Source organism: Hafnia alvei, from assembly GCF_034424155.1.
GTDB lineage: Bacteria > Pseudomonadota > Gammaproteobacteria > Enterobacterales > Enterobacteriaceae > Hafnia > Hafnia alvei.
Window position 1 is genome coordinate 1,466,998 of sequence record NZ_CP139992.1, and the last position, 12,014, is coordinate 1,479,011.

10 protein-coding genes are annotated in these 12,014 nt (G+C 48.4%); 7 read left to right on the forward strand and 3 right to left on the reverse strand.

What is annotated here, in order from left to right; genetic code table 11:
- Positions 1–39: 39 nt before the first annotated feature.
- From fghA to ptrR, 3 genes are all read right to left on the reverse strand, one after another.
- Complete coding sequence (fghA, locus tag U0008_RS06925) at positions 40–882, reverse strand: S-formylglutathione hydrolase (protein ID WP_043492051.1); 843 nt, start codon at positions 880–882, stop codon at positions 40–42.
- 82 nt (positions 883–964) lie between these two features.
- Positions 965–2,089: an S-(hydroxymethyl)glutathione dehydrogenase/class III alcohol dehydrogenase gene (locus U0008_RS06930; protein ID WP_025800807.1), complete on the reverse strand. Its 1,125-nt coding sequence runs from the start codon at positions 2,087–2,089 to the stop codon at positions 965–967.
- On the reverse strand, positions 2,076–3,032 hold the full coding sequence (ptrR, locus tag U0008_RS06935) for a putrescine utilization regulator PtrR (protein ID WP_043492053.1): 957 nt from the start codon (positions 3,030–3,032) through the stop codon (positions 2,076–2,078). The genes U0008_RS06930 and ptrR overlap by 14 nt, the downstream gene beginning before the upstream one ends.
- 130 nt (positions 3,033–3,162) lie before the next feature.
- On the opposite strand from ptrR, the gene U0008_RS06940 reads away from it, so the two are divergent.
- From U0008_RS06940 to mglC, 7 genes are all read left to right on the forward strand, one after another.
- Positions 3,163–4,323 carry a YbfB/YjiJ family MFS transporter gene (locus U0008_RS06940; RefSeq protein WP_043492054.1) on the forward strand — a complete coding sequence of 387 codons (1,161 nt, stop codon included), beginning with the start codon at positions 3,163–3,165 and terminating at the stop codon, positions 4,321–4,323.
- Between the two features lie 161 nt (positions 4,324–4,484).
- Positions 4,485–5,147, forward strand: a complete 663-nt coding sequence (gene folE / locus U0008_RS06945; RefSeq protein ID WP_025800810.1) for a GTP cyclohydrolase I FolE — start codon at positions 4,485–4,487, stop codon at positions 5,145–5,147.
- Positions 5,148–5,422: 275 nt separating this feature from the next.
- Positions 5,423–6,571: a DUF418 domain-containing protein YeiB gene (gene yeiB, locus U0008_RS06950; protein WP_043492085.1), complete on the forward strand. Its 1,149-nt coding sequence runs from the start codon at positions 5,423–5,425 to the stop codon at positions 6,569–6,571.
- Between the two features lie 258 nt (positions 6,572–6,829).
- The gene (gene galS, locus U0008_RS06955; protein WP_038502084.1) at positions 6,830–7,828 is read left to right on the forward strand and encodes an HTH-type transcriptional regulator GalS; all 999 of its coding nucleotides are present in this window, start codon (positions 6,830–6,832) and stop codon (positions 7,826–7,828) included.
- A gap of 335 nt (positions 7,829–8,163) precedes the next feature.
- The gene (gene mglB / locus U0008_RS06960; RefSeq protein ID WP_043492057.1) at positions 8,164–9,162 is read left to right on the forward strand and encodes a galactose/glucose ABC transporter substrate-binding protein MglB; all 999 of its coding nucleotides are present in this window, start codon (positions 8,164–8,166) and stop codon (positions 9,160–9,162) included.
- 229 nt (positions 9,163–9,391) lie between these two features.
- Complete coding sequence (gene mglA, locus U0008_RS06965; protein WP_046358849.1) at positions 9,392–10,867, forward strand: galactose/methyl galactoside ABC transporter ATP-binding protein MglA; 1,476 nt, start codon at positions 9,392–9,394, stop codon at positions 10,865–10,867.
- 46 nt (positions 10,868–10,913) lie between these two features.
- On the forward strand, positions 10,914–11,924 hold the full coding sequence (gene mglC / locus U0008_RS06970; RefSeq protein ID WP_040045795.1) for a galactose/methyl galactoside ABC transporter permease MglC: 1,011 nt from the start codon (positions 10,914–10,916) through the stop codon (positions 11,922–11,924).
- Positions 11,925–12,014 lie beyond the last annotated feature (90 nt).

Consider the following 12,014-nt stretch of genomic DNA (forward strand, 5'->3'; position numbering starts at 1 on the left):
GCGGCCATGAAATTCAGCGTGAATGAAATCTCATCGATATTACGCTAAGCCAAGGTGTTCGGCATGAAAGCGCAGGTGATCTTCAATAAATGTCGCGATAGTAAAGTAGCTATGATCATAACCCGGCTGGATACGTAAGCGCAGTGACCATTCGTTCTGACGAGCCAACTCGGCAAGTTTGGCGGGTTGTAATTGATCCGCTAAAAACTGATCGTCATCGCCCTGATCGATGAGGATCGGGAACGTAGGCTTTTGCTGCGCAATCAGACAACAGCTGTCATAGCTCTGCCAAAGAGAGCGATCGTCGCCCAAATAGGCCGCGAAGGCTTTGCGCCCCCAAGGTACCTGCGTTGGGTTAACGATAGGCGCAAAGGCAGACACCGATAAATACTGATGTGGATTACGTAATGCCAGCGTTAGCGCACCATGTCCCCCCATCGAATGACCACTGATGGACTGCTTTTCACTGACGTTGAAATGCTCGCGAATAAGCGCTGGCAGCTCCTGCGTGATGTAATCATCCATTCGATAATGGCTATTCCACGGAGCCTGCGTGGCGTTCAGATAAAAACCGGCGCCTTGTCCCAGATCGTAGCCCGCATCATTGGGCACTGTATCGCCGCGCGGGCTGGTATCTGGGATGACTAACGCTAAACCTAGCTCGGACGCAACGCGCTGCGCGCCAGCCTTGGTGGAGAAATTTTCGTCATTGCAGGTTAAGCCTGACAGCCAATAGAGTACCGGCGGCGGTGCATCGTCGGCTGTGGGAGGCAAATAGATGCTAAATGTCATCAGACAGTTGAGTGCATCAGATGCGTGGCGGTAGCGCTGCTGCCAGCCATTGAACAGACGATGCTCTTCTAACAGTTCCAGTGAATCCACGACGTTCTCCTATCCGAGATAATAGGCGCGATGATTAAATCTTCTGCGCCCATTATTTAGGTATGTTCGTTATTCGTTTTGACTAGCGGTCAAAGTGAATAACGGTACGAATCGACTTACCTTCATGCATAAGATCAAAGGCTTCGTTAATTTCATCCAAGCTCATAGTGTGGGTAATGAAATCGTTGAGGGCAAACTCGCCGTCCATGTAGCGCTGTACGATACCCGGCAATTGGGTGCGGCCTTTAACGCCACCGAATGCGGAACCGCGCCATACGCGACCGGTCACCAGTTGGAATGGACGGGTGGAGATCTCTTCGCCCGCGCCAGCCACGCCGATAATAACCGACTCGCCCCAGCCTTTATGGCAGCATTCAAGCGCTGAGCGCATCACGTCTACGTTGCCGATACATTCAAAGGAAAAATCGACGCCGCCATCGGTCAGTTCGACGATAACTTGCTGAATTGGCTTATCGTAATCTTTTGGATTAATGACATCGGTTGCGCCTAACTTGCGCGCCAGTTCAAATTTATCAGTATTGATATCGATACCGATGATACGTCCCGCGCCCGCCATTTTGGCACCAATAATGGCAGACAGACCGATACCGCCCAGACCAAAAATCGCTACGCTGTCGCCCGGCTTAACTTTAGCGGTGTTGACCACGGCGCCCATACCGGTGGTTACGCCACAGCCCAGCAGGCAAACTTCTTCCAGCGGGGCTTCCTTGCTGATTTTCGCTAAGGAAATTTCTGGCACAACGGTGTATTCAGAGAACGTAGATGTACCCATGTAGTGGAAAATTGGCTTACCGTCTTTAGAGAAACGCGTTGTGCCGTCTGGCATCAAGCCTTTGCCCTGGGTTTCACGAATGGCTTGGCACAGATTGGTTTTGCCTGACAGACAGAACTTACATTTGCCACATTCTGGCGTATATAGCGGGATCACATGATCGCCGACGGCGACGGTGGTCACTCCTTCACCCACGGCTTCAACGATGCCCGCGCCTTCGTGGCCCAAGATCGCTGGGAATACGCCTTCAGGATCTTTCCCTGACAGGGTATATGCGTCGGTGTGGCACACCCCGCTGGCGACAATGCGAACCAAAACCTCGCCTTTTTGTGGTGGCATCAAATCAACTTCTTCGATGGTTAATGGTTGATTTGGCCCCCAAGCGACGGCGGCGCGAGTTTTAATCATTTGCATGGTGTGCTCCTGGTTCTTTTTGATGTAAGACGATGGCGTGCTCTGACGCGGGAATATCGATAGTTTCTGACTGTTCTTCTACGCGCTCTTGCTCAATGATTTGCATTTTAAGCGCACGAATATTGGGATTAAACGCATCGCGTCGCCAGATAAGCCACGTTGCAGTTTGGGCGATATCGTCAGGCAATGCGTGTACGGCCACACGTTCATGACCGGGTAAAAGAGATAACACCGAGCGCGGGATCATCGCGATACCGGCACCGCTGGCGGCGCAGGCTAACATGGCGTGATAAGATTGAATTTCCATAATCGTGCCGGGAACGGCACCATCTTGCTGAAACCACGATTCAAAACGAAGCCGATACGAGCAGCTAGGTCGAAAGGCAAACAGCGTTTGATTGGCGGCGTCTTTAGCACGGGTAATCGGTGGATGCTCAAGGCTAGAAATCACCACCATCTCTTCACGAAAAGCGATACAGCCATTCAGTTCATCATGATTGAGTGGCCCGTCGACTAATCCCGCAGCCAGCGTTCCTGCACGTACTTTCTCAGTAATTTCTCCTGAAGTCCCCGTCACCAACGAGAGTGCCACTTGAGGATAACTTTGGTGATAGGCCGCCAATAACACCGGCAAACGGGTTGCGGCGGTGCTTTCCATTGAGCCTAACGCAAAGCTGCCTGCCGGTTCTCCGGCATGCGTGATGCTCATTGCTTCGTCGCTGAGCGCCAGAATTCGTTTGGCATAGTTGAGGAAGTTATGTCCCATCGGTGAAAGGCGTAAGCGCTGTTTTTCTCGAATGAATAGATCGGTGCCCAGCTCCTGCTCTAGCTGACGCAAACGGGTGGTCAGGTTGGAAGGAACGCGATGAAGTAGCTCCGCTGCACGAGCAACCGAGCCAGTTTCAGCTACGCTACAGAACATGCGCAGTTGGGTAAGATCCATATTCATTCTCTTAACGTGAATAACTTGATTATCATTATTCACTTTTTGAGAGTTGTTTGGCAAGGCAATATAACAACAAATTATTTAACAATTATCTATCATCAAGCGTGATAGGGATGGAGATCCTGCAATGGCAGTGCGTATCGCATTAAGCGGCTTTTTAGCCTTAGTTGTGGCAATGGGAATTGGGCGGTTTGCGTTCACGCCTCAGGTTCCGTTGATGATTGCAGAGCATCAGTTTTCACTGACCGGCGCGGGGATTGTGGCCGCGCTGAACTATTTGGGCTATTTGGCCGGTGCTTTTGACGCGATGCGGGCGAGCAGACAGGTTGAGCGGCGATTGCAGCTTGGACTTTGGGGAGCAGTGTTCTTAACTCTGCTTTCAGCCTGTGTCAGCGGTTTTTGGTGGCATAGCTTAATCCGCTTTATGGTTGGCTGGGCGAGCGGATGGGCCATGGTGCTGGTGGCCGCATGGACGAATGAACGTCTGGCTCATTTCGGAAAACCAAATCTTGCTGCCGCGGTGTTTGCCGGTCCCGGCGCCGGTATTTTTATCAGTGGGATGCTATCGGTAGGAATTAGCGCGCTTAATCTCGATGCGGCTCAGGCGTGGCTGGTTTACGGCGTGTTAGCGTTGGTGCTGATTGGTTTTATCGCCCGCTTCTTACCAAGAGCAGGGGAGCTTCATCGCCCTGACGTTCCTGCCCAGCCTTTGGTATTAACGCCCGCACTCAAACGATTGGTGTGGAGCTACAGTCTGGCCGGATTCGGCTATATCTTACCTGCGACGTTTTTATCACAAATGGCTCATGCCCGTTTTCCCGATAGCCTATTTGCCCAGTTTGTTTGGCCCGTATTTGGTTTTGCCGCGGTGGTGGGGATTGGTTTGGGGATTCTGACGCGCCGCTGGCTGCTGACTCAGCAACGCTTAGCGATCGTACTGTGGATCCAAGCATTAGGCATTGTGTTCACGGAAACGATCCCTGGAGTCAGCGGATTGGTATTCGGCGCATTGCTCACCGGCGGTGGGTTCTTATGTGTGGTTCAACTTTCGCTGCAATATGGCCGCGAGTTAGCGCCTTCGCACATTCGTTATATGGCAGGGTTGCTGACCACCGGTTACGCCGTTGGCCAATTAGTTGGCCCTATGCTTTCGGCTATTTCAACGGCGCTAACGCATCGTTTAGAGCCCGCGTTGTATATTGCTGCAATAGGTTTGCTCGTTGCCGGTGGTTTAGTTTTTCGCACGCAGCCCGTGCTCAGCCCACAAACAGAACGGACTGATGGATAACCGCACGCTTTATATGCATTAAACAAATGACGGTTTTTCATGTATAGCTGAAAGAGTATCACTGGATAAAGCGTCCGCACTCCACTAAAGTGATGACAAAATTCTGATGTGATCACCATCAAGTTGTGCTCAGAATTAAGATTACCTGCAGGAGAGAATTGATGTCATCGCTAAGCAAAGAAGCAGTTTTGGTTCATACGGCGCTAGAGGCTCGTGGCCTAGAAACTCCCCTGCGAGGGGAAGTGTTAGATCGTGAAATACGCAAACAGCGCATTAAAGAGCACATGACGGAAATCATGCAGTTGCTCAATCTTGATTTATCTGACGATAGCTTGGCGGAAACGCCGCACCGTATTGCCAAAATGTACGTTGATGAGATTTTCTCGGGCTTGGATTATGCGAATTTTCCAAAAATTACCGTCATTGAAAATAAGATGAAGGTTGATGAGATGGTCACGGTGCGGGATATCACGCTAACCAGCACCTGTGAGCACCATTTTGTGACCATCGATGGCAAAGCCACGGTGGCCTATATTCCTAAAGACTGCGTGATTGGCCTGTCGAAAATTAATCGCATCGTGCAATTCTTTGCGCAGCGTCCGCAGGTACAAGAGCGTTTGACCCAGCAAATTTTGGTTGCGCTGCAAACTCTATTGGGAACCAACAACGTTGCGGTATCTATCGATGCCACGCATTACTGCGTGAAAGCCCGCGGTGTGCGTGATGCGACCAGTGCGACGACCACAACCTCGCTCGGCGGGTTGTTTAAATCGAGCCAAAATACTCGTCAGGAGTTTTTGCGCGCGGTACGCCATCACGGCTAGTTGAGCGTGAATAATCGGGTGATTGACTCGAAGTGATACAGCGCCGGCCATGTGCCGGCGTTTTTGTATATCCCCGTCATACTTCAAGCTGCTTACGCGTTGGCTGCACCCGCTCACCCCAGTCACTTACTGGAGTAAGCTTCTGGGGTGAGCAGGGTTGCCGCCTTCAAGCAACTTGAATTATTTTGGGTATAGTTAAAGTACTGTCTATAGGGATCGCCGTTATGCTGCAGCGTTTGCCAAACTCTCAACCGGAAGCGGTAATAAAACCTGCCATGCTGAAAACGCGCATTGGTACACTGGATTTTGTACGCGGGCTGGCGATTCTTTGTATTCTTTTAATGAACATCACCGGTTTTGGTTTACCCAAAGCGGCCTATCTCAATCCTGCCTATAACGGACTACCTGATGGCGCAGATACGCTGACGTGGGGTCTGTTACATGTCTTCGTACAAGGCAAATTTTTAGCCATGTTTGCGCTGCTGTTTGGGGCAGGGCTTCAGCTATTGTTGCCCAAAGGTAAACACTGGCTGCGTGCGCGTTTATCTTGGCTGGTTTTATTCGGACTTATCCATGCCATTTTCTTTTGGGACGGTGACATTTTATTGGCCTACGGCCTGATTGGATTAATCAGTTGGCGAATGATCCGCGATGCTTCTTCAACGCTACAGCTGTTGCGCACCGGTCTGGTGCTATATGTCATTGGATTAGGGCTGCTGCTACTGCTGGGGTTGATTGCAGGGCCTGAACCGAGCGCATTTTGGCTACCGGGATATGCTGCAATTCAGTACGAAGGCATTTGGAAAATACACGGTGGTTGGGAAGCATGGCGTAATCGCAGTGATTTGCTCAGCGCAAATCTGATGGCGCTCGCGGTGCAGTATGGCTGGCAGCTTGCAGGGCTGATGCTGACCGGTGCGGCACTAATGCGCAGCGGCTGGCTAAGCGGTAGTTTCAGCCAGCGACATTATCGGCGAACGGCGCTTTGGTCGCTGGTGGTGGGACTAGGCATTCAGGTGCCGACCACCTTAGCGCAGTGGCAAAACGGTTGGGAATATCACGTTAGTGGTTATTTGCTTCAGGTGCCTGCCGAACTGACTGCGCCACTCATGATGATCGGTTATGTTTCGCTGATCTATGCATTCTGGCCACAAATCTCACGGCTTAAACTTGCCTTCGCTCTGCGGCAGGTTGGGCGCATGGCGTTGACGAACTATTTGCTGCAAACGCTGCTGTGCACCACGCTGTTTTATCAATTTGCCATGTTTAATCACTGGTCAAGAACGGCATTGCTCTGGGTTGTTCCGGTAGTATGGCTGATTAATGTTCTTTTCTCGATACTTTGGCTGCGTCACTTTAAGCAAGGGCCGGTTGAGTGGTTATGGCGTAAATTAACGGCGCTGGGTACTCAAACAAGAAGTTGAGCAATGACGCCTCACGCGAATATTGACGTGAGAAACACAAATTAAAAGCGTGAGCTGAAGTGAAAGGTTAACGAAATGTATGAAAACGTTTTCTTTCCTGTGACATATTTCACGCAGCAATGATGAAAAACTGGGTAGCATAGCGCGGTCATATCACGTACGTGCTTTCGACTCAGGGATCTCTATGAATGCCATTTGCTGTCCTGCACCATTCCGTGTTTATTTTTATGCTTTTCTTTGCCGTCATGAGCGTTGCGCATGATCACTATTCGTGATGTTGCACGGCTGGCGGGTGTTTCCGTTGCTACCGTATCCCGTGTTTTGAACAATACGGCGATCACCACGCCGGAAACGAAAGCCGTGGTGCAGAGCGCCGTGGCTGAACTCGGCTACCGCCCGAACGCCAACGCGCAGGCGTTAGCAACGCAAAGTAGTGACATGTTGGGTGTGGTGGTGATGGATGTCTCTGACCCTTTCTTTGGTGCGTTAGTTAAAGGTGTTGATGAAGTTGCCCAGCGCGAGCGCAAAAATCTGCTGATTGCCAACAGTTATCACGATGCAGATAAAGAGCGAAAGGCGATAGAAATGCTGATACGCCAGCGCTGCAATGCGTTGATTGTGCATGCAAAGATGTTATCAGACGATGAGCTGGTGGCGTTTATGCAGCAGGTGCCGGGTATGGTGTTGATCAACCGTATCGTTCCGAGCTATGAGCACCGCTGTGTGGGCTTGAACAATTTGGCAGGTGGGCAAATGGCCACGCAGTTGTTGCTGGACAAAGGCCATCGTCGGATTGGCTTTTTGGGTTCAAATCATCAGATTGAAGACCAAATGATGCGGCAGAAAGGGTATGAAACCGCCATGCAATTAGCGGGGATCGAAATCGGTAAAGCGTGGTGCGCCTATGCTTCGCCCGATCTACAAGGTGGGGAAGCCGCAATGGTGGAACTTCTTGGCCGCAATCAGCAGTTGAGTGCCGTGTTTGCCTATAACGACGCTATGGCTGCGGGTGCTTTAGCCGTGTTGAAAGAAAACGGTATTTCTATTCCAGAACAATTTTCTATCGTGGGTTTTGACGATATCCCTATTGCACGCTATACCAGCCCTAAACTGACCACCGTCCGTTATCCTATTGTTTCTATGGCTACTTTAGCCTCTGAGCTGGCGCTTAAGTCCGTTCATCAAACGCCTCTTTCTCCCAACGGTCACTGTTTTATGCCTACCTTAGTGCAGCGCTGGAGCGTGGGTTCTCGATAATTGTGGTGTAGCTCACTTTGTCAGCAGATTGGCCCATGTAACCGTTTTCAATCTGTGAGTTCATTCACAGAATATTAACATAATCGTGTCTATTCTTGTGGCGTTTTCGCTATCACAAATATCAGTCATACGTGCAAATCGCCCTGATACTCTAGGTTTTTCGGGCGTCAAACCTAGAGTGGCTGGGATATTCTAAATGTAAACGATATGTGTATTTTAAACGGTTCGCGTTGGTATTTGTTTTCTTGCCGCAGCGATAGTGGAAACGATAAACAAGGGCGTCTGAAAAATCGGACATCCATGCTGAAATACCCTACATCCAATCGGAGCTTCACATGAATAAGAAGACGTTTACCTTAGCAACTTTGGCGGCCAGCATGATGTTTGGCGTCGCGGCACAGGCGGCAACCACCAATATCGGGGTCACCATCTATAAGTACGACGACAACTTTATGTCCGTGGTACGTAAGGCGTTAGAAAACGATGCTAAGGCTGATCCCAGCGTTAAATTGTTGATGAATGACTCACAAAACGATCAGTCCAAGCAAAACGATCAGGTTGACGTGCTGATGGCGCGTGGCGTGAAAGGATTGGCAATTAACCTCGTCGATCCTGCTGCTGCTCCAACGATTATTGATAAAGCGAAGGCAAACGATGTTCCGGTCGTGTTCTTCAACAAAGAACCCTCTCGTAAGGCGCTGGATAGCTACGACAAAGCGTATTACGTGGGCACCGACTCCAAAGAGTCTGGCATCATTCAGGGTCAGCTGATCGGTAAACACTGGAAAGCCAATCCTAACTGGGATCTGAACAAAGATGGCGTGATTCAGTTCGTCCTGCTGAAAGGCGAGCCGGGCCACCCAGATGCTGAAGCACGTACAACTTACGTGGTGAAAAGCCTGAACGACCAAGGTATTAAAACTCAGCAATTGCAGTTAGATACCGCAATGTGGGATACCGCGCAGGCTAAAGATAAAATGGATGCATGGTTGTCTGGCCCAAATGCGAACAAGATTGAAGTGGTTATCGCCAACAACGATGCTATGGCGATGGGCGCCGTCGAAGCCCTGAAAGCGCATAACAAAACCGCTATTCCAGTGTTTGGCGTCGATGCCCTGCCAGAAGCGCTGGCGTTAGTTAAATCAGGCGCAATGGCCGGTACCGTATTGAACGATGCCAGCAACCAAGCGAAAGCCACCTTCGATTTGACCAAAAATCTCGCCGAAGGCAAGCCAGCGGGTGAAGGCACCAACTGGAAAATTGAAAATAAAATTGTTCGCGTTCCGTATGTCGGCGTCGATCAGGACAATCTGTCTCAGTTTATTAAAAAATAAGCGTCACCTAAGCCTATATAACAATAACTTTTAAGTTTTAAGCCCGATATTGATTGATGGTTCAACCAGAGGCTATCGGGCTTATTCTTTATGTCATTTTCAGGTGGATGTTATGCCAGATAACTCTTTGATGGGTAACTCGTTGACCGACAGCTCTTTGGCAAAAGATCAGATTTCTAATCAAGAGAACGCATCGATAAAACAGGACGATGACGCGTTTTTATTGGAAATGGATAATATCAATAAGTCATTTCCTGGCGTCAAAGCGCTGGATAATGTCAATCTGCGTGTACGACCACACTCCATCCATGCATTAATGGGGGAGAACGGTGCGGGTAAATCCACACTATTAAAATGTTTGTTTGGCATTTACCAGAAAGATTCAGGACGTATTCTTTTTCAGGGAAAAGAGATCAATTTTAAGAGCGCCAAAGAAGCATTGGAACACGGCGTTTCGATGGTGCATCAAGAGCTAAACTTAGTTCTGCAGCGTAACGTGATGGATAATATGTGGCTTGGTCGTTACCCGATGAAAGGGATTTTTGTCGATCAAGATAAGATGTATCAAGATACTAAAGCGATATTCGATGAGCTCGACATTGATATCGATCCGCGCGAAAAAGTGGCCGGATTATCTGTATCCCAAATGCAGATGATTGAAATTGCTAAGGCATTTTCATATAACGCCAAAATTGTGATTATGGATGAGCCCACTTCTTCTTTAACAGAAAAAGAAGTTAATCATCTTTTTACGATTATCCGTAAATTAAAAGATCGCGGATGCGGCATTGTTTATATCTCCCATAAAATGGAAGAGATCTTTAAGCTCTGCGATGAAATAACGATTCTGCGTGATGGTCAGTGGATTGCGACTCAAACCTTAGATGGTATGGGTATGGACCAAATCATTTCCATGATGGTGGGGCGCTCACTAACCCAGCGTTTTCCCGATCGGGTCAATACGCCGGGTAAGGTTATCTTAGAAGTGCGCGAGCTGACGTCGCTTCGCCAGCCTTCAATCCGTGATGTTTCATTTGATTTACACGAAGGTGAGATCTTAGGCATTGCGGGGCTAGTCGGTGCGAAGCGAACGGATATTGTGGAAACTCTGTTTGGCATACGTGAAAAAGTAAAAGGCACGATCCGCTTGCATGGCAAAGCGATTAATAACCATAGCGCGAACGAAGCGATAAACCATGGTTTTGCTTTAGTGACTGAAGAACGCCGCTCTACCGGTATTTATGCTTATCTTGATATTGGTTTTAACTCGCTTATTTCTAATATTCGTAAGTATAAAAATAAAGTGGGCTTGCTGGATAATCGACGAATGAAAAGCGATACCCAGTGGGTTATTGATGCAATGCGGGTAAAAACGCCAGGGCATCATACGTCTATTGGTTCCCTGTCTGGAGGGAATCAGCAAAAGGTGATTATTGGTCGTTGGTTGTTAACTCAGCCCGAAATACTGATGCTGGATGAACCCACTCGGGGTATTGATGTGGGGGCCAAATTTGAAATTTATCAATTGATGACTGAGCTGGCGAAAAAAGGCAAGGGCATCATTATTATTTCATCAGAAATGCCTGAACTGCTAGGTATTACCGATCGCATATTAGTCATGAGTAATGGCCAAGTTGCCGGTATCGTTGAAACTAAAAGAACATCTCAGAATGAAATTCTGCGATTGGCTTCTTTGCATCTATAAATCCTGCATCGGTAATGTTGCACCTGATATTTTAAGGGTTTCGAATATGAGCGTATTAAATAAAAAAAGCCTGTTTACTTATTTTAAAGAAGGCGGGATTTATGTTGTTTTGTTAGTGCTGCTAGCGATTATTATTTTTCAGGATCCAACATTTTTAAGCCTAATGAACCTGAGTAATATTCTGACTCAGTCATCGGTGCGTATAATTATTGCGCTTGGTGTGGCAGGGCTGATTGTGACGCAGGGTACGGATTTATCTGCTGGGCGTCAGGTTGGTTTGGCTGCCGTGGTTGCGGCAACGCTGTTGCAGTCTATGGATAACGTTAATAAGGTGTTTCCAAATTTAGATACTGTGCCTATTCCATTAGTTATTCTTGTGGTGTGTGCTGTGGGTGCGGTGATTGGTTTAGTAAACGGTTTAATTATCGCCTATCTCAACGTAACGCCGTTTATTACCACCCTTGGTACCATGATTATCGTATACGGTATTAACTCACTGTATTACGATTATGTAGGGGCTTCTCCTGTAGCGGGTTTTGCGCCGAATTTCTCTAATTTTGCGCAAGGCTTTTTACGCTTCGGGGATTTCAAACTTTCTTATATCACCTTCTATGCGCTGATCGCGGTTGCTTTCGTCTGGGTACTGTGGAACAAAACGCGGTTTGGTAAAAATATCTTTGCTATTGGTGGTAACCCTGAAGCGGCGAAAGTTTCTGGGGTAAACGTACCGCTAAATTTGATTATGGTGTATGCACTGTCTGGCGTGTTCTACGCATTTGGCGGGATGCTCGAAGCTGGGCGTATCGGGAGTGCAACGAATAACCTTGGCTTTATGTATGAGTTGGATGCTATCGCAGCCTGCGTCGTTGGTGGCGTATCCTTCAGCGGCGGTGTAGGAACCGTTATCGGCGTGGTGACTGGGGTTATTATTTTTACTGTAATCAACTATGGTCTGACCTACATTGGTGTTAACCCCTACTGGCAGTATATTATTAAGGGGTCAATTATTATCTTTGCGGTAGCGCTTGATTCTCTGAAGTATGCGAAGAAAAAATAATCTTTTTTTAAAAGCCGAACTTAGGTTCGGCTTTTTGTATTCTATAAGATATTTCTCGTTTAAATATTGTCTGGAATAAATATCATGATG

Excerpts from the sequence above, each read along its gene's own strand:
- U0008_RS06930 (WP_025800807.1), bottom strand. The coding sequence starts at position 2,089 with ATGCAAATGATTAAAACTCGCGCCGCCGTCGCTTGGGGGCCAAATCAA.
- ptrR (WP_043492053.1), bottom strand. The coding sequence starts at position 3,032 with ATGGATCTTACCCAACTGCGCATGTTCTGTAGCGTAGCTGAAACTGGC.
- U0008_RS06940 (WP_043492054.1), top strand. The coding sequence starts at position 3,163 with ATGGCAGTGCGTATCGCATTAAGCGGCTTTTTAGCCTTAGTTGTGGCA.
- folE (WP_025800810.1), top strand. The coding sequence starts at position 4,485 with ATGTCATCGCTAAGCAAAGAAGCAGTTTTGGTTCATACGGCGCTAGAG.
- yeiB (WP_043492085.1), top strand. The coding sequence starts at position 5,423 with ATGCTGAAAACGCGCATTGGTACACTGGATTTTGTACGCGGGCTGGCG.
- galS (WP_038502084.1), top strand. The coding sequence starts at position 6,830 with ATGATCACTATTCGTGATGTTGCACGGCTGGCGGGTGTTTCCGTTGCT.
- mglB (WP_043492057.1), top strand. The coding sequence starts at position 8,164 with ATGAATAAGAAGACGTTTACCTTAGCAACTTTGGCGGCCAGCATGATG.
- mglA (WP_046358849.1), top strand. The coding sequence starts at position 9,392 with ATGGATAATATCAATAAGTCATTTCCTGGCGTCAAAGCGCTGGATAAT.
- mglC (WP_040045795.1), top strand. The coding sequence starts at position 10,914 with ATGAGCGTATTAAATAAAAAAAGCCTGTTTACTTATTTTAAAGAAGGC.